Raw genomic sequence first — 18,682 nt, 5'->3', positions numbered from 1 at the left:
GTGCAAGAGTAAAACACTGGCAAGATTAACCACCAAACCAATAACCGCCACAACTATCGCCTCATTAAATTGAATCGTTTGGGGGTTAAATAAGCGGTACGTCGATTCACCAAGCATCACTAAGGCCACAATACCCAGCGCGATAGCACTTGTATAACCGCCCATTACACTGACTTTTCCGGTACCAAATGAAAAGCGTTCGCTATCGTGGTATTTCTTCGCATAGCGATAAGTAAACAGGGTAATACAAAATGCAGCGGCATGTGTGCCCATATGCCACCCATCTGCGAGCAAAGCCATTGAGCCAAATACTGTCCCCGCAACAATTTCTATGCCCATGGTTACAACAGTTAACGCTAACACATAAAGTGTTCTGCGCTCACCTTGCGGATTGTAGGACACAAATTGATCACGATGCGTACATAACGGTGTTTCTTCGCTAGACATAATAACCTTGATTATCAAATTATTTGGCTACCAATTTAATTTGATAATCAAACTATGTCAACGCCGATTATACGCATATAGACACGTAAAAAACGAAGAATGAATAAGAATTTTTTGTGACGGAAAGATGTCAGTCTAGCGAACAGAGCAAACAATACAGACGTAAAATACCATGATTATCGGCACAACACGCTCAGCTATTACTCGCTTTATATTTCAATAATGTTGCAATAATCGGTGAAATTTGCACCATAAATGTAAAATTAGATTTAAAAATGAACGTTTATGTTTCTGAATTGGCTGGATAGTATTTTCTAGCGTTTTACAAATCAGTTCGCAAATTTTAGGAATGTAAACATGAAAAAATTCGCTCTAATGGCAGTCGCGTCGTTTGGCTTGTTCTCTGTCACTTCATATGCTGACACGATGATAAATGGTGCTGGTGCCTCCTTTCCCTATCCGGTTTACATGAAGTGGGCAAAAGCCTATCAGAATGAAACCGGTATTAAGCTCAACTATCAATCAATCGGTTCTGGCGGTGGTATTAAACAGATCACGGCAAAAACTGTCGATTTTGGAGCATCCGATGCACCACTCAGTGAAGACAAACTAGAGCAAATTGGCCTAGTACAGTTTCCAGCCGTTATGGGCTCGATAGTTCCAGTGGTCAACATCAAAAACATTAAACCAGGGGAGCTCAAACTCTCCGGTCAATTACTCGCTGATATCTATCTTGGTAAAGTAAAATTTTGGGATAACGATGCGGTCAAACAAGACAATCCCACCCTGCCCCTAGCGCATCAACCTATCGTTGTCATTCACCGCTCTGACGCATCTGGCACATCATTTAACTATACCGGATATTTATCGAAAGTAAGCGCAGATTGGAAACAACAAGTCGGTCAAGGCAAAGAAGTCGTTTGGCCAAAAGCCGCAACTGATTTAGGGGGAAAAGGCAATGCAGGCGTCGCCAACCTTGTGAAACGGACACCTGGTGCTATCGGCTACGTGGAGTACGCCTACGCTGAGCAAAATCAATTAACCTACACCGCAATGGAAAATCGCTCTGGTCATTTTGTCCAGCCAACACTCGGAACTTTCCAAGCGGCAGCGGCCAATGCCGATTGGCAACATGCACCTGGCTTTGCTGTTGATCTCAACAACCAACCGGGCGATCAATCTTGGCCAATGACAGCCGCAACATTTATCTTGATGTACAAAGACCAAGCCAACCCAGACACCGCCAAACAAGTTCTTAAATTCTTTGAATGGGGCTATGAACATGGTGAGTTAGCGTCACAGCTCGGTTATGTGCCTATGCCAAAAAGCGTGGTTTCAATGGTCAACACCATGTGGGAGAAAGACATCAAGTCAAACGGTAAAGCTGTTTACTAATGCTAGGACTAACGCCAAGAACATTGCTTGGCGTTAGCCTCTTTTCACAACACGATATGGCCCATGATGATAAATACTCACACCGCCTATGACCGCTGCTTCAAGCAAGCAAGCTTGTTTAGTGCGCTTTCTGTCACCGTGATTATGGTCGCTATTTTTGCGACTTTGGTGTTTGGTGCGCTGCCCGCGATTAAGCAATTTGGCATCGGCTTCATCTTCTCCACCGACTGGGATCCCATCAATTTGTTGTTTGGTGCGGGAAATGCGCTCTATGGTACCCTTGTCTCCTCAATCATTGCAGCACTTCTTGCGACCCCCATCGGCATTGCGATTGCTATTTCTTTGTCTGAATTGATGCCCAAATGGCTTTCTCATCCCGTCAGTATTGCGATTGAGCTGCTCTCTGCCGTTCCCAGTATCATCTATGGCATGTGGGGCCTATTTGTATTTGCCCCATGGTTTGCCAGCGGGCCACAAATTTGGATGCTAGAACACATCAGTCCCATTCCCCTCATCGGCCGGTTATTTAGTGGTGTTCCACTTGGGCAAGGCTTGTTAACCGCGGGAATCATTCTCGCCTTTATGATTTTACCCATCATGACCGCGCTGATTAAAGATGCCCTGAATACGGTGCCCGACGTGTTAAAAGAGTCCTCTTATGGGATTGGCGCTAACAGTTTTGAAGTGATCACCAAAATCCTCTTACCCTCGATTAAAAGCTCCATTTTCGGCGCCTTTATCCTTGCTCTGGGGCGCGCACTTGGAGAAACCATGGCAGTGACCTTTGTCATTGGTAATGCCCAAGCTATTAGCCAAGCGCTCTTTATGCCCGCCACATCGATTTCGGCCACCATTGCCAATCAATTTAATGAAGCCGATGGTATGAAGATGTCGGCACTGATGGCTCTCGGTTTGGTGCTTTTTATCGTGACCTTTCTGGTCATGGGATACGCGCGTATTCAACTGCGTAAAAGTGTGAGGGGTTAACCATGAGCATCAGGCAACTGAAAAACCATGTGTTCCGTTATAGCTGTTACGCGGCAACCGCCATTGGCCTGTTTATTCTTGCTGCCATTATGTATGGCCTTGTTGACCGCGGTATGATTGCCCTATCTTGGGATGTCCTGTTCAAATCCCTGCCTGCGCCTGGTGACGACGATGGCGGGCTTGCCAATGCGATTATTGGCTCGATGCTGATTAGCGGTGTAGGTATTGTCATTGCGATTCCAGTTGGTGTGTTGGCCGGCACCTGGCTTGCTGAATATGGGCAAGACTCAAAGGCGGCAGACACGATTCGCTTTTTGAATGGAATGTTGATGTCCTCGCCATCGATTCTAATAGGCTTGTTTGTATACCTCATCTTAGTCGAGCCTGTCGGCCACTTTTCTGGCTGGGCTGGCGCTATCTCGTTAGCCACTATTGCACTGCCGATGATCATCTCAACCACTGAAGAAATGCTCAAACTGGTGCCCACCAGCCTTCGCGAAGCGGGAGCAGGGCTTGGCGCTCCAGCATGGAAAGTGACCGTAAGCCTGAGCTATCGCAGTGTCAGTGCTGGCATCATCACAGGTATTTTACTTTCGTTTGCCCGAATTTCCGGAGAAACCGCACCGTTGCTTTTTACCGCGCTGAGCAACTCATTTATGTCGCTCGATATGTCAGGCCCAATGTCTAACCTCCCCGTAACCATATACAATTTGGCAATGAGCCCTTATGAAACATGGAATAACTTAGCTTGGACGGGTGCCCTTTTGATCACCGCGACGATTTTGGCGATCAATATACTTTCGCGTGCCTTGCCAACCTTATTGAAAAAGTGGAACTCATGACGACGATGATACACCCCCAACTCGCAGCCAAACGCGCACAAACTGTGGCGTTTCAGCGCACTTCGCCCTCTACTCGTATGGATATTGAAGGGTTAAACTTTTTTTATGCTCAGGATAAGCAAGCCCTTTTCGACGTCACACTGCCTATTTATAACAACCGTGTGACCGCGATCATTGGCCCGTCGGGCTGCGGCAAATCCACTCTGCTTCGAACCTTGAATCGAATTTATAAGCTTTATCCGCATCAGCGCGCAACAGGGCGTATCACGCTGGATGGAGACAATATTCTCACTCGAGACTGTGACCTCAACATACTACGTAGTCGTGTCGGAATGATTTTTCAAAAGCCAACGCCATTTCCAATGAGTATTTACGAGAACATTGCATTTGGTATTCGCCTGAATGAAAAATTATCCAAGGCTGATATGGATGGTCGCGTTGAGCAAGCGCTCAAACAAGCTAGGCTGTGGGAAGAAGTCAAAGAGACTCTTGGCAGTGATGCAATGGGGTTATCAGGCGGCCAACAGCAGCGCTTATGTATCGCCCGAACTATTGCTCTCAAGCCAGAAGTCCTTTTGATGGATGAACCCACGTCAGCGCTCGACCCGATCGCAACCCAAGGTATCGAAGACTTGGTGACCAAACTCAGCCAAACCTTTACCATTGTTATCGTGACTCACAACATGCAGCAGGCGAAACGTATATCCGATTACACCGCATTCATGCATTTAGGCAAACTGATCGAGTTTGCCTCGACGGAGCATGTCTTCAATTATCCTGAACACACCATGACCGCCGATTATGTTCAAGGGCATTTTGGCTAACCCATACCGTTTTTCGTTTCAGTGCACCAAAGCATCCAATGGTTTTTGATTCGCAAACGCCAAATAAAAGTGCGTTTCTCACAGACAAAAAGCCCTCGGCATACGCAGAGGGCTTTGGCTTCTTGGGCTTCTTGGTGTTTGATTAGCCTTGCTTACGAATCAGGTAATCAAACGCTCCTAGGCTGGCTTTTGCACCTTCTCCCATCGCAATGATGATTTGTTTATAAGGTACTGTGGTCGCATCACCGGCAGCAAACACGCCTTCTAGGCTGGTGTCGCCGCGGCTGCCAACTTCAATTTCGCCACGCGCTGAGAGTTGGACATCCGAATCTTTCAGCCATTCAGTATTCGGTACCAGACCAATTTGAACAAAAATGCCTGATAATTCGATTTGTTTAATTTCATCCGTATTGCGATCTTTATACTTCAAGCTCGTCACACGGGTGCCATCACCAACCACTTCCGTCGTTTGCGCCATGGTAATGATATCCACGTTTGGCAACGAGTTTGCTTTGTTAATCAATACTTGGTCGGCGCGAAGCGTGTCGGCAAATTCCAGTACCGTCACATGTTCAACGATACCCGCGAGGTCAATGGCCGCCTCAATACCAGAGTTACCACCACCGATAACTGCGGTGCGCTTACCTTTAAACAGCGGGCCATCACAGTGCGGGCAGTACGCCACGCCTTTATTGCGATATTCCTGTTCGCCCGGAACGTTCATTTCACGCCAGCGTGCACCTGGGCTCAAAATCACGCTCTTACTCTTAAGCGTCGCGCCACTTTCAAGTTGAATATGGATGAGACCATCTTCAGTATTGCTTGCGCCCATAAGTTTACTTGCTTGCTGCTCAGTGACGACATCCACCTCGTACTCTTTCAAATGTTCAGCAAGGTCGGTGGCTAATTTTGGCCCTTCTGTACGTTTGACGGAAATAAAGTTCTCGATCGCCATGGTATCCATAACTTGGCCACCAAAACGCTTAGCAACGACACCAGTACGAATGCCTTTACGTGCCGCGTAAAGCGCGGCTGCACTGCCGCCAGGGCCACCACCAACGACTAACACATCGTAAGGGTCTTTCTGATTCAAAGCCGCGGCCGCTTTTTCTTCTGCGCCATCATCGACTTTGTTTAGGATTTCAGCCAAAGACATACGGCCTTGACCAAACAGTTCACCATTCACAAAGACACTAGGTACCGCCATGATGTCGCGAGATTTCACTTCGTCTTGGAACAATGCGCCGTCAATCATCGTTGGACGAACACGTGGATTAATCGCCGCCATCATATTGAAAGCTTGTACCACATCAGGACAGTTTTGGCATGAAAGTGAAATGAAGATCTCAACATTGAGGTCTTTATCTAGCTGAGCAATTTGTTCAATTGTCTCCGCTTCCAATTTCATCGGATGGCCACCGGAATGCAGTAACGCCAAAACAAGGGAAGTAAACTCGTGTCCCATCGGTAAGCCAGCAAAACTCAGCGCTGTGCCTTTCTCAGGGTTGGTCACCATCATCACCGGTTTACGGTCGCTGGCATTGTCATCACGTTCAACCGAAACAAAATCGCTAAGCTCCGAAATTTCATTAGCTAGGGCCAATATGTCTTGTGCAGCTTTACTTTCATCTAGGCTGACCACTAATCGGACATCTTGTTTCACGTTACTGAGGTACTGTTGTAATTGTTGTTTAATCGCTTGCTCTAGCATGATCGATTACACCTTTAATATTGATAGTATGCTTACGCTTTAAATAGAGTGGTCACTCTGGATAATTCAAGGAGAGAGCATGCCGGGTGCGTAGGTCGTTAGGTACCACCCGACACACTCTCAAATGGGTTTTACTAATACGCAGCTAATTCGCGAATTAGATTTTGCCAACAAGGTCTAGAGAAGGAGCGAGTGTTTCTTCGCCTTCTTTCCATTTCGCTGGGCAAACTTCACCTGGGTGCGCTGCAACGTATTGCGCTGCTTTCACTTTACGAAGTAGATCTTCAGCGTCACGGCCGATACCTTCAGCGGTGATTTCCATCGCTTGAATCGTGCCTTCAGGGTCGATAAGGAATGTCGCACGGTCTGCAAGGCCTTGACCTTCACGCATAACACCAAAGTTGTTGGTGATGTTACCGGTTTGGTCGCCAACCATGTAGTAGTTGATTTTGCCGATAGTGTCTGAGCTATCGTGCCATGCTTTATGAGTGAAGTGCGTATCGGTAGACACTGAATACACTTCAACACCACGTTTTTGCAGCTCTTCGTAATGGTCCGCTAAATCACCAAGCTCCGTTGGGCAAACGAACGTGAAATCTGCTGGGTAAAAGAAGAATACTGCCCATTTACCAAGAACATCTTGTTCAGTGATTTCTACGAATTCGCCGTTTTTAAATGCTGTTGCGCTAAATGGTTTGATTTGAGTATTAATCATTTGGGTACTTTCCTTTAGGTTGTTTGTCTTAGCAATGTCTTGCTTTCGGAAAGTATATTCACATGCTGCGCGTCATTAGAAAAATCACTTGTAGCTATTCTATCAATAGGATTTTCCTATCATTTAAAACTGGACGTAACCAATTAATAGGCTATGACGATAAACCCTTCATCTATAGGTAATGACAGTTAAGAACAAAGTTGACGACGATCAGTCAGTTAACAATGGCAGCGCAATCACTGCCATTAAAAAGCATGGTGGCAATAGCAAAGTAGGAATTAGGAGCGCGGTTCGGAGTAAGTTTCAACGTTGACGCCTTCAATGAGATACCCTGCTTGACCAAGGTCGGAGTCAACTTTTTGGGTTCGAAGTGTCCCCACGATATACACGACATCCCAAAGTCCTTGTAACGGTGCGCCTTTATCAAACTTGACGTAAACAATCTGGTTTGGCGGCGGAGGCGGAACGTGAATACAAGCGCCAAAGTATGGAACAAGTAATAATTCGGTGACGGTTTTATCATCCCCTTCCAGCGGAATCACAAACCCTGGCATACGAACTTTTTGACCATCAAGGTCATCGCGAAATCCACCATATCTATTTTGTGGCGGCGTGTCTTTTTCATGATCTATCGGCGTGGTTCGTTGAGGAGGAATGGCATTACGCTCGGCTGGTGGAATTAAATCTATCCAATCAAGCGTCATGATCCCATTGGCATCAACTTTTTCCTGCGCACTAACCAACTGAAGTGACGACAAGAAAATCATAACCCACAGGGTCAAAACAAAACGGGCAGTACGTAATACATGATGAGTTGGTTGCATAACCTTACTTTTGGTAAATCCTTGGTTTTATCATCATGCTGCGTAGATAAGACAGTCCTATGACAGCCATAAAAACTTCATCACTCAGTAACAAATAATTCATCCAAATGTTAGCTAATAGAGTCAGATTCAATTAACTGACATTAAACGGAAACTCAAAAAACGAGATGGAGTCGCTTCGTGAAGAACAATAATTTTATGTTACTCAGTGGTATGGTCGCAGCCCTAGCCGGTTGTTCAGCGTCAACCTCAACCAGTGGCGTTGATGCGCCACAAAAAAATGATGTGTGGTTTCAACAAGCACAAGCGGATATTGCGAAAGCTAAGGCAAATAAACCCATAGATAAACCGGCGAAAAATGTCATTTTGTTTGTCGGCGATGGCATGAGTGTCGGCACGATTACTGCGGCGCGCATCTTTGAAGGTCAGCGCCGAGGGTTGCTGGGTGAAGAGTACAAATTGACCATGGAAACAATGCCAAACGTCGCCTTATCTAAAACCTATAACACCGATGCACAAACGCCAGACTCAGCAGGCACAGCGTCGGCGATGGTCACTGGTGTCAAAACCAAACAAGGCATTATCAGTGTTGATGACAACGTTCAACGTGGTTTTTGTAACACTCAAATCGGTCACGAAGCAAAAACCGCGTGGGAAATGGCTGCTGAAAAAGGGCTGTCTGTCGGCGTGGTTTCCACTGCGCGAATCACGCACGCCACGCCAGCCACCACCTATGCGCACGCAGCAGATCGTAACTGGGAAAACGATACAACCATGCCCAACATTGCTAAAAATCAGGGCTGTGTCGACATTGCTCAGCAGTTGATTGGATTTAACAATGGCGAAGGCATGGATGTGGTCTTTGGTGGTGGACGCCGTGAATTTTTACCCGCCACCGTGGTGGACCCGGAAGGTAAAAATGGTAAAAGGAAAGATGGGAGGAACTTAGTTGAGCAGTGGCAAACTCAGCACCCTTCAGGCCAATATGTTTATGATAAACAAGGTTTTGACAGTATCCCTAATAACGCAGCTAAAGTGTTCGGTTTGTTTGAAAGCAGCCACATGAAATACGAAGCCGACCGCCGCGACGGTGAACCCTCATTAGCTGAAATGACCTCAAAAGCCATTGATCTGCTCTCAAACAACCAACAAGGTTACGTATTGATGGTAGAAGCGGGCCGCATTGACCACGCGCACCATGATGGAAATGCGGCGCGTGCTCTTGCCGATACCGTCGCCTATGATGACGCAATTAAAGCGGCGCTAGAGAAAACCGACCCACAAGATACTTTGGTGATTGTCACCGCGGACCACGCACATACCTTTATTTCAAATGGCTATGCGCAACGCGGTAACCCTATCCTTGGTTTATCAAAAACTGGCGGGAAATATAATCTCGATGCTTACGGAAAGCGTTATACCACACTAAGTTACGGTAATGGCCCCGGCGCAGTGCCGAGCGCAGCAGATCGCCCTAATCCAACCGAACAAGAAGTTTTGGATCTTGATTACCGTCAGCAGTCACTCGTTAAACTGGACTCAGAAACACACTCCGGAGAAGATGTGGCTATTTTCGCACGCGGTCCTGAAGCGTACTTGTTCCAAGGCGCGGTCGAACAGAACTATATTTTCCACGTCATGAATGAAGCCTTGGGACTCACCCGCTAGGCGACATCACTTACAACGTCATTAGGCTAAACAAACCGGGGCTAACATGCCTCGGTTTTTCTATTTCAAGAATCATCACATGCCTTGGTCGACATACACTGCACAATTATTGCTCGAAATTATATCAAAACTCATCCAGCCACCTTGATTAATGAAAGATAAGAAATAGTTTAAGTCCAAAATTGTGTTCAATGTTTCCTTGCAGTGCAGGTCATACTATTGATAGTTTATATAAATTGCCATGTAGCCATACACCATTCGGTGTTGATCTTCATACCCTATTTCATAGAGTTACATTCCAAAAACGCGTCAGCGCAGTGCGAGAATGTGCCATATACTCTAGATTAACTCAGTATAAGGGGTGGTATACGCTGTTAAGCGTCATACTTAAGAACCATCATGGCTTTAAAACAATAATGTTTAACACTATTTTGTTTTTAACAATCACGAAATGTTAAAAACTACTGATACTTAAGCACATTCATATCTTAGGTCTTGTTATAACCTCAGTGTTGGATTGGATTTCATACGCAGTGCTTTGATGACGACACAAGCGGATAATAAGTTGAGAATCAATTTCTATGTTTGAAGAATTAGCTTTCGGTGGGTTGCTGTTTAGTCCACTGGTTATCTTTATGCCCATCGCATTTCTCCTGTCTTGGGGAACACGCGCGGTATTGCATAAAACTGGGCTCTATTCGAGGGTATGGAAAGTCGCTTGGTTTGAAGTCGGCCTCTATGTTTGTTACCTCGCTTTGGTCATTTATTTACTTGGGAGTTAAATACGTTTATGGGAAAAATTACACGCATCTCCCTAACGCTGGTCGTTTTGGTTGTCGCGATTATTTTGGGCCATTGGGTTTGGCAACACTACCTCTACTCTCCTTGGACACGAGACGGCCGCGTTCGAGCCCATGTCATTACTATCGCCCCTGATGTTTCTGGTTGGGTAAACGATGTCGAAGTGACGGACAACCAAAGTGTCAAAAAAGGAGATGTCATCTTCACCATTGATGATACACGCTATAAAGCGGCGATCGCTGAGCTAAAGGCGACTTTAGAAAGTAAAAAATACTCTTGGGATCTCGCTAAACATCGATATGCGCGCCGTCAAACCCTCACCTCGGGTCAATTAGTCAGCGAAGAAACGGCAGAAAGTGCCCGCATCAATACTGAAATCGCTAGATCGGATTACAATCTAACCAAAGCGCAACTTGCAACTGCACAGATAAACTTAGAGCGCACCAAGGTGTTGGCCCCAGCAGACGGCAGCATTATCAACTTAACGCTGCGTGAGGGTAACTACGTCAGCCAAGGTAATTCGGTATTGTCGTTGGTCAAAGCTAACTCATTCTATGTGACTGGCTACTTCGAAGAGACAAAAATACCGTTGATTCATTTAGGCCAAAAAGCGCGCATCACATTGATGAGTGGTGGCAAGCCTCTGAGCGGCGAAGTCATCAGTATTGGCGATGCGATTGCGGATACCAACACCACCAGCAATAACCAACTGCTACCGCAAGTTCAGCAAACCTTTAACTGGGTAAGGTTAGCACAGCGCATTCCAGTCGATATCAAACTGGATGAGCTACCAGAAAGTGTTCATTTAAGCGCAGGTATGACAGTTTCAATCCATCTAGAAGAGTCGGCTGAATAGCGATGCAAGCCCTATTTGAAAGCCTGTTTTTCCCTAGCCGTCAGGCGCTGCAGTTCGCAATAAAAGGCGTGCTGGCGATGGCTCTGTCCTTGTATCTTGCCATGTTCCTGAATTTGGATCGGCCTTACTGGGCATTGATCGGCGCGGTGTTCTTGCAAATTCGTCCTGAAGGCGGATTAGTGGTTGAAAAAGGCATTTGCCAAATTGTCGGTACGTTCGTTGGCGGTGTGGTCGGGATTGCGATCCTAAATTGGTTTTCGCCCTATCCCGAATTGGCACTTGGATTACTCGCATTGTGGCTCGGGATTAACGCAGGGCTATCGGCGCTCGTTCGTCGTCAGAACTTTGTTTACGCCTTTGCAATGGCTGGAATGACCGCCTGCTTGATTTCACTACTGGTCATGATTCAACCCGCCAGTGCCAGCAGTCAAACCATTTTTGCCGTGGCACAGGCACGTATTAGTGAGATCATCGTCGGTGTTATTTGTGCTACGCTCGTCAGCAAGCTAATTTGGCCAGTGAAAGTCAAAGATGGTGTTCAAGCCCACGCGAAAAACGTGATTAATCAAACCTTGGGCTATTTAGCCCTCGAAATCGACTCGCAAGGCTCACACGAAAAGCGCCATCAGAATATTGATACTATTCTCGAGTCCGTCACTATGCTCAGCGATGACTCAAGTGCGGTAGCGTTTGAAGGCCCTGAAGGGCCTGGTCAGAGCCGCGCAGTTAATGCCATTTGCAATAGCGTGCTGTCACTGCTTGCCTTAGTGCAAATCTTCGGCCGTCTTCAACGCCAGCATCCTGAGTTAATCGGCGATGTGCTAAGCCCTGTAATGGAAGAGATGCGCCAAAGCTTCACTCAGATGGCAGAAAGCCAAGACTACAACGAATGCTATCACATTGTTCAAAACCTGCGCCGTAAACAACTTGAGTATACCAACCTCAATATAGAAAAGACGCCGTTGCAAGCGCGTTTGGTTAAAATCTCTCTCGAGCTTAGCTCGGAATTAGTCGTTCTTTTGAAGGGCTACGCGAAATTTACCAGCAAAACCCCCGCGAAACTCAACGCTCCGCGTATTCAAAGCTATCGAGATCCTTTAGTCGGATTAACCACCGGACTTCGCAGTACGATTCTATTTTTAGTCGGCGCAGGCTTATGGGTCGGGACTGGCTCAAGCTCGGTCATGATGATCATGATACTGCCCGTGGTATTTTCAATCATGATGGCAAGGCTTCCTTCACCCATTTTGTCGGTTGTGTTAAAGCGAATTTTGGTCGGCATCGTGTTTGCCGTTCCCATCGCCATTTTTTATGCCGTTCCCCTGCTCGCCGCCAGCAGTCGTGATTATGAATTGTTGGTAATGATTCTTGCCGGCCCTTACTTCATTGGCTTGCTGGCTCTCGCCAACCGGCCGACTTTGCCATACGGCCTGGGTATTTGTATTCCGTTTACCATCTTTGTTATGCCAAGTAACGATATGACCCGCGCGCTGTCGATTGATTCGACGATAAGTAATGCGATGGCGATCTTTGTCGGCGTTACCGTGCTATTTTGGATTTTCAAAATGATCACGGGCCCTAGCCTTCCGCTGATGATCACACGATTAGTCAAAGCCACGTGCAGTGATTTAAGAGACATGACGGAGCATACAACGCCCGAGCAATGGTTTAATGCGCGAATGGGCGATCGCTTACTGCGAATCTCTACCTATGACAAAGCCAGTGGCGCGTCTCGAAATGTCACCGATCTTGCACTAACCGGGCTCAACTTAGGCCATGTTTCCATTCGTCTCGGGCGAATTGTACACCGTATTGCCGGTACAAACGTCGACGATGAGTTGCGTTACTGGCAACGCGCACTTGGTGATGCGTTTATGCAGGCGTTTTACGGCAAATATAACGCTGATTTTAAACAAAGCTGTGAGCGTTTGATCACCAAACTTGAGCCTTTTGATCTCAATGAAGAGCAAAAAGATCTACTTGAGGGCATGTTTATGCGTATTAGTTTAACCCTAGAGCGCAGTGCACAAGCGATCGCAGAGGAAAGAAGCGCACTTTAATAGCCGTAGCTGATTCAACACTACTTCAAGAAATTTGAACTTGGTGATCAAAGTGCTGTGATGATGTACTCAAACACGCCGCGTTATGATGAATGTAATCAAAGAAGAAACCTAACGTTTCTACTAATGCGGAGATTTGCAATGATTACAGTAAGACACGCAGCCGATCGTGGACGAGCCGATTTTGGCTGGTTGGACAGCCGACATACATTTTCGTTTGGTCACTACTACGATCCTAATCATATGGGCTTTTCTGCCCTGCGTGTGATTAATGACGACACCGTTCAACCCGGTGCGGGTTTTGATACCCATGGTCACCGTGATATGGAGATCATCAGCTACGTCTTAGAAGGTGAAATCGCTCACAAAGATAGTGAAGGTAATGTCAAAGTACTGCCTGCTGGGGAGTTTCAGCTCATGTCTGCAGGTTCAGGCATTTATCACAGCGAGTACAATCACTCAAGTGACGCACAACTGCACTTTTTACAAATTTGGATTCAACCCAACGTCATCGGAGAACCACCAGGCTATCAACAAAAAGATTTTGGCCAAAATAGTGGATTAACATCGATTGCCACTCCACATGGTGATAATGGCACGTTATCCATTAAGCAAGATGCGACGCTCCATCAACTGATCCTTGAACCACAACAGCATCTTGAATATCCGATCGCGGCAAACCGCAATGTGTATGTTCATCAAATTACAGGGCAACTGCTTGTCGATCAGACATTCCTACAGCCAGGTGATGGCGCGAAAGTACAAATGCAAACGTCAATTACGCTTGCAAACAATAGCGATCAGATCGTCAAAGCCTTGGTATTTGATCTGCCTTAATTTGATACCGCTTGCTACCAATACAGGTAGCAAGCTAAGTCATCACTCATGTGCGGATGGGTGAACACAAGAGCCCATTCGCTTTGCTAATTTATCTTTAAATTAGCGCTTAAGTTAATGCGATTAACTGTGTCATTAAATAATGCAAAGCCTTTTACTGCTCTAGAATCAACCAGCTAACACATCAATTTGATTTCCAAACAATTATTTATAGTATCGCCACTTCGATGATAACGGTTATGTTTAAGTTTCGAGGCTGGCACCTCAACGGTCAAAGTTCTTCTTCCCCACGGCCCCAAACCAACACGTTTCAAAATTAAGACGAGCAAAGGAAATATTCGCTGCATCAATACCTTGCCTATCTGATACTAAGGCTAAAACAACAGCTTAAATTATTGAAATATATAAAATAAATTTCAGACCTTTCAAGGCGGCCTTTTTTAATGAATAAAGAAACAATAAAAGTCATTGATTTTAATGGATTAAAATCAATGACTCAACTTTGAGGATATAGATCGATCTTTCGTGCATTTAACATGAAATAGATGATTTTTGCTGTAATAGCTGTTCCTAGAAACAAACTTGATTAAATAATGAACAAAAAAGCAAAACTTCGTCTGGACTGGGTCGATGCTATTAAAGGCATTACTGTTCTCTTAGTCGCACTCCATCATGGTTGGTTAGCACTCACCCTATATAACCCCAATTTGTATGAACAAATTGGCTCGGTCGCTCATACCTTTGAACGTGCAGATTTCTTTATCGGCCTAGCTCGTATGCCCGCTTTCTTCATCTGTTCGGGGATTGTGTTTAGCTTAGTAAGTCGAAATAAGTTCGAGTGGTACTTTACCAAGCGAGTCCCTTTTATCGTTTGGAACATCTTATTGTGGACCGCTTTTTCGTATGGTTTTGAACTTGCCGGAATTCACATGTATCCATGGAAAAGTCACCCATTCTTTGAGAACAGTGTGTTTGTATTTACCGCGCCCTACGGAAATTTGTGGTTTTTATACGCTATTTTACTGTTAAGTGGCTACGCTATCGTTATTTCCCGCTTTAGCGTGCAAAAGCAAATTCTTATCACCCTTGCGAGCTCGTTCATCCTGATGCTTTCAACTCGCTATTTCCCTTATCCGGACAATAGCCAAATGATGTTGGTAAAAAATCTCGCTTATAAGGGCCTTATATTCTTTATGTTTGGCGCCTGGTTTGCTCCAGCAATCATAGAGACGCTCAAACAAACTCGTAAAGTGTCGTTGCTTGCATTGGCTCTGTTTGCGTTCTTTATCATCATGCATCAGCTGTTTGGTGATATGAGCGGTTATATGCAGATATTCCTGCTAACATTCCCACTGACGATGGTGTTTATCTATCTCATCGTGATGGGCTCAAAAATGCCATGGTTTACCAAACTGTTCTCACACATTGGCGCGTACTCTCTTGAGATTTTTATTACGCATCAGTTCTTTATCGCTTACATTTACCATTTAGCACAAACACATAACCTACCTGATTCTCCGTACTTACAAATGGTGATCATCAGCGTTTTACCTGTTGTATTGTGTGCTATTACCTGCGTCGTGTTAGGCTCTTATGTGCGCCCATACCTGTTTACGCCTCCACAAGCCTTCAAGCTATTGGTAGGAAAAGTGACAACATTAAAACGAACTACGGCAAACTGATCATTTGAAGAGACAGCCATTCTGATCATCGCTTGTGTTCAGAATGGCTCGTTATCGGCGTTTAAATGTACCTACCCCAGATTGCGACCAAAATGCCCAAACAATTGGAAACGCATGCCCGGATGAAGTAGACGCGCGGCAGTAACAATATGCTCGCCAGACCACGTTCTACGTTTGATCTGCAAACACGGCTGTGAAGGGTCAATAGCGAGCTTTTGACACTCAAACTCTGTCGGAAGTACCGCTTCAACCAGATGTTCACCTTCACTCAACGGCGCAACGCTGGTTAAGTATTCATAGGCGGTTTTATGGGTAAAATCTTGTTTGGCGTAATCAGGAGCAAGATCGCCATTGACGATACGCTCTTCGAGCTGAATAGGAAGATCGTTTTCAAAATGCAAAATGGTTGAACGAAAAATGGGATGCCCAGTACGTACACCGAGCATCATCGCTTCTTCGACCCCTGCTCGTCCGGCTTCCAGTAAAAGTTGCTCAGCGCAGTGATGATGCCCACGCGAAGCAATTTCTTCCGCGATGCTATGCACTTCAAACAGCGCCGAGTGAGATTTCTTTTCTGCTACAAAGGTGCCAACACCCTGCTGGCGAACCAATACCCCTTCAGCTGTTAATTCGCGCAACGCTCGATTAACCGTCATACGGCTAACCTTGAGAGCTTTAACCATATCGAGTTCCGAAGGAACGCGTTGATTTTCTTGCCAATCACCATTTTGTATTTTTTGATTGATTGCCAGCTTTACTTTGGCATAGATTGGCAATGGTTCGTCAGGTAAACCATCAAATAAACCTTCCAGCATTGTCATCGTTATTTCAGACACCGTTTTTTCCAAAGCCATTGATAATGAGAGAAATTATACACTGAGAGCCGCATACAACCCTAGAACTAAGCACCAAGTCAATGCCTTGCATTGAGGGCGATTTACAGATAACGCCGATATTTTCCATAACTGGGTAATTGTTCGGTACTAAATTGCACAAAGACTCCACAGCCTTTGATAAGTTTCATTTCTACCGCCTCATTAAACTCAAGTGTTTGTCGACTCCCGACACTCACCTTTGTGACATTGTCACTTCCATCGTTTACCAAACAGGAACGAATCAGCACATCACACCCTTCATTCGCATAAAAGCACGCATAATTTGATTGTGGTTGGCGTAGAGCGAACACAGACATCGATGGCGTTACAATCTCCACATATGAAGAGAGCTGTCCTTCACTTGCCATGATATTGAGTACTTCAACGCTTCCATCGAGAAGTGTCGCACTCGTTTCATCACCACCATTGAATCGAGCGACAGACAGTGGGGATTTAAGCTCATGAACGACGTCATATCCACGCTGCGTTTTGTGCTTTAAGCTAACGCCCATCCCTTTTAGCAGCACTAAGGTTCGTTGCTGACCGCTAAAATCAGAAAATTGGCTATTATGATGAATGGTCGCCTGACTAATACGATAAGACGTGTTTTGGTTGATGTGCGCTTGAATAATATGTCGAGTTTCGCCTTGTCCGTTTTTCCAACGTGAAGTTCGATACTGTTCTCGCGCGCGAATTCGATAACGTGTTGGGGTTTCAAATGTCATAAACTACCTCTTTAATGACGCGAATAAATGCTTGCCGAATAGGCTCTTCATTTGGGTGATGTCCTTGGCTAATCACGGGCTTAGCAGCAACGTAAACATCACGGATAAGATTGATATTCGATGCAAATAACCAGCGGTTTAAAATGTCCTCGGCTTGGCTGGCAGCAATAAATGGGTGGCTTGAATCCAGCGTCATAAAGTCTGCGCGTGCGCCAACTTGAATACCTAAGTTAACCCCACATCCTTGGTTTCCACCATTAAGCGCATGCTGATAGAGGCTATCTCCGACATAGGGTTGTTCGGGGCGGGAAAGACGATTTCGTTGCTGTTGTTGTAAGCGTTGGCTGTACTCTAAGGTTCGTAATTCATCAACAATCGACAAGCTGACATGACTATCAGAACCTATGGCCCAACGACCTTTTTTTTGCTGATACGCTGCGGCAGGAAATATACCGTCGCCAAGATTAGCTTCCGTAGTCGGGCACAATCCCACGACGGCGCCGCTTTGCGCAATAGCATCGATTTCGTTGCTATTTAGGTGAGTCGCATGAACCAAACACCAGCGTGAGTCCAAGCCAATCATCCTGTTTAACCATTCAACCGGACGTTGCCCACACCAATCCACACAATCTCGCACTTCTTTTTGCTGCTCGGAGATGTGAATATGAATAACATCCCTTTGCGGGAACGCCGCCATCACCTGTTCAATTTGATGTTGAGTGACGGCACGCAACGAGTGAAAACACAGACCAAGGTTGTGTTTTTCAGAGCCAGACAGTCGCTCTTCACTTTGTTGCTGCAAATTAAGGTAGGAATCAACGGAATGAATAAAACGCTGCTGCCCCAACGAAGGGGGTTGACCTCCAAAACCAGAATAAGAATACAATACCGGAAGTAGCGTCAAGCCTATCCCTGAATCCTGCGCTGATGTATAAATTTGTTCAACCATTTCAGCGGGGTTAAAGTACGCATGCCCGCTCCTATCATGATGTAAATAGTGAAACTCACCGACTTGCGTATAGCCCGCCTTTAGCATTTCAATATACAAATGAGTGGAGATAATTCTCACTTGATTTGGTGTCAGTTTCGCAACGACTTTGTACATCAAATCGCGCCAACTCCAAAAGCTATCATTGGGATTTCGACTCACCTCCGCTAACCCGGCCATCAGGTGCTGAAAAGAATGCGAATGAACGTTAGCAATGGTCGGTAAAACCGGCCCTTGAAGTAAGGTAGCCTGTGGTGTGGGCAATGCATTAGATTCAATGCGAGTAAAGTGACCATCTTCAACGTCAAGCAATACATTGCTTTGCCAACCAGCATCAGACAGCCACGCGCACGGTGCAAAAAACTGTTGACGCTCAACCTTCCTAGTCATAAATCAAACTACTTCCCTGTGGTTTATTTAAACGAGTGTAACCAAGGCATTATTG

The 18,682-nt window shown here is 45.7% G+C and carries 17 protein-coding genes; 10 read left to right on the top strand and 7 right to left on the bottom strand.

Annotated features, from left to right (window positions below; genetic code table 11):
* Positions 1-447, bottom strand: a 447-nt coding sequence (locus tag ACFFUV_RS14210) for a cation diffusion facilitator family transporter (protein WP_390194052.1), incomplete at its 3' end; no start/stop codon positions are given.
* Between the two features lie 357 nt (positions 448-804).
* Here ACFFUV_RS14210 and pstS point away from each other — a divergent pair.
* The 4 genes from pstS (at position 805) to pstB (ending at position 4,495) form a co-directional block, all read left to right on the top strand.
* A complete protein-coding gene (gene pstS / locus ACFFUV_RS14205) occupies positions 805-1,842 on the top strand; it encodes a phosphate ABC transporter substrate-binding protein PstS (protein ID WP_390194049.1) in 1,038 nt (345 codons plus the stop codon).
* A gap of 63 nt (positions 1,843-1,905) precedes the next feature.
* Positions 1,906-2,829 (top strand): phosphate ABC transporter permease subunit PstC, encoded by a 924-nt coding sequence (pstC, locus tag ACFFUV_RS14200; protein ID WP_390194046.1) that lies wholly within the window; start codon positions 1,906-1,908, stop codon positions 2,827-2,829.
* A 2-nt stretch (positions 2,830-2,831) separates the two neighbouring features.
* Positions 2,832-3,671 (top strand): phosphate ABC transporter permease PstA, encoded by an 840-nt coding sequence (gene pstA / locus ACFFUV_RS14195; protein WP_390194043.1) that lies wholly within the window; start codon positions 2,832-2,834, stop codon positions 3,669-3,671.
* Entirely contained in the window at positions 3,668-4,495 is an 828-nt protein-coding gene (gene pstB / locus ACFFUV_RS14190) for a phosphate ABC transporter ATP-binding protein PstB (RefSeq protein ID WP_390194040.1), read from the top strand. The genes pstA and pstB overlap by 4 nt, the downstream gene beginning before the upstream one ends.
* 142 nt (positions 4,496-4,637) lie before the next feature.
* Here the strand turns inward: pstB and ahpF are convergent, their stop codons facing one another.
* From ahpF to ACFFUV_RS14175, 3 genes are all read right to left on the bottom strand, one after another.
* Positions 4,638-6,206, bottom strand: coding sequence for an alkyl hydroperoxide reductase subunit F (gene ahpF, locus ACFFUV_RS14185; protein ID WP_390194036.1), 1,569 nt, complete (start codon positions 6,204-6,206; stop codon positions 4,638-4,640).
* A gap of 157 nt (positions 6,207-6,363) precedes the next feature.
* The gene (gene ahpC / locus ACFFUV_RS14180) at positions 6,364-6,921 is read right to left on the bottom strand and encodes an alkyl hydroperoxide reductase subunit C (RefSeq protein ID WP_390194033.1); all 558 of its coding nucleotides are present in this window, start codon (positions 6,919-6,921) and stop codon (positions 6,364-6,366) included.
* Positions 6,922-7,199: 278 nt separating this feature from the next.
* Entirely contained in the window at positions 7,200-7,745 is a 546-nt protein-coding gene (locus ACFFUV_RS14175) for a DUF3299 domain-containing protein (RefSeq protein ID WP_390194030.1), read from the bottom strand.
* 180 nt (positions 7,746-7,925) lie between these two features.
* On the opposite strand from ACFFUV_RS14175, the gene ACFFUV_RS14170 reads away from it, so the two are divergent.
* From ACFFUV_RS14170 to ACFFUV_RS14145, 6 genes are all read left to right on the top strand, one after another.
* Positions 7,926-9,413: an alkaline phosphatase family protein gene (locus tag ACFFUV_RS14170; protein WP_390194027.1), complete on the top strand. Its 1,488-nt coding sequence runs from the start codon at positions 7,926-7,928 to the stop codon at positions 9,411-9,413.
* A 581-nt stretch (positions 9,414-9,994) separates the two neighbouring features.
* Positions 9,995-10,195 carry a DUF1656 domain-containing protein gene (locus tag ACFFUV_RS14165; RefSeq protein ID WP_390194025.1) on the top strand — a complete coding sequence of 67 codons (201 nt, stop codon included), beginning with the start codon at positions 9,995-9,997 and terminating at the stop codon, positions 10,193-10,195.
* A gap of 8 nt (positions 10,196-10,203) precedes the next feature.
* Positions 10,204-11,070 (top strand): efflux RND transporter periplasmic adaptor subunit, encoded by an 867-nt coding sequence (locus ACFFUV_RS14160; RefSeq protein ID WP_390194022.1) that lies wholly within the window; start codon positions 10,204-10,206, stop codon positions 11,068-11,070.
* A 2-nt stretch (positions 11,071-11,072) separates the two neighbouring features.
* On the top strand, positions 11,073-13,130 hold the full coding sequence (locus ACFFUV_RS14155; RefSeq protein ID WP_390194020.1) for an FUSC family protein: 2,058 nt from the start codon (positions 11,073-11,075) through the stop codon (positions 13,128-13,130).
* Between the two features lie 141 nt (positions 13,131-13,271).
* The gene (locus ACFFUV_RS14150) at positions 13,272-13,967 is read left to right on the top strand and encodes a pirin family protein (protein WP_390194017.1); all 696 of its coding nucleotides are present in this window, start codon (positions 13,272-13,274) and stop codon (positions 13,965-13,967) included.
* 593 nt (positions 13,968-14,560) lie between these two features.
* Positions 14,561-15,649, top strand: coding sequence for an acyltransferase family protein (locus ACFFUV_RS14145; protein WP_390194014.1), 1,089 nt, complete (start codon positions 14,561-14,563; stop codon positions 15,647-15,649).
* 71 nt (positions 15,650-15,720) lie between these two features.
* On the opposite strand, the gene hutC is transcribed toward ACFFUV_RS14145, so the two are convergent.
* The 3 genes from hutC to ACFFUV_RS14130 form a co-directional block, all read right to left on the bottom strand.
* Entirely contained in the window at positions 15,721-16,485 is a 765-nt protein-coding gene (gene hutC / locus ACFFUV_RS14140; protein WP_390194011.1) for a histidine utilization transcriptional repressor HutC, read from the bottom strand.
* A 101-nt stretch (positions 16,486-16,586) separates the two neighbouring features.
* On the bottom strand, positions 16,587-17,249 hold the full coding sequence (locus ACFFUV_RS14135) for a HutD/Ves family protein (RefSeq protein WP_390194008.1): 663 nt from the start codon (positions 17,247-17,249) through the stop codon (positions 16,587-16,589).
* A complete protein-coding gene (locus ACFFUV_RS14130) occupies positions 17,239-18,627 on the bottom strand; it encodes a formimidoylglutamate deiminase (protein WP_390194005.1) in 1,389 nt (462 codons plus the stop codon). The genes ACFFUV_RS14135 and ACFFUV_RS14130 overlap by 11 nt, the downstream gene beginning before the upstream one ends.
* Positions 18,628-18,682: the final 55 nt, after the last annotated feature.

Origin of the sequence: Vibrio olivae (assembly GCF_042428525.1) — a bacterium.
Classification (GTDB): domain Bacteria; phylum Pseudomonadota; class Gammaproteobacteria; order Enterobacterales; family Vibrionaceae; genus Vibrio; species Vibrio olivae.
Note: the sequence above shows the minus strand (reverse complement) of the source record. Positions and strands in the feature narration are given on the sequence as shown.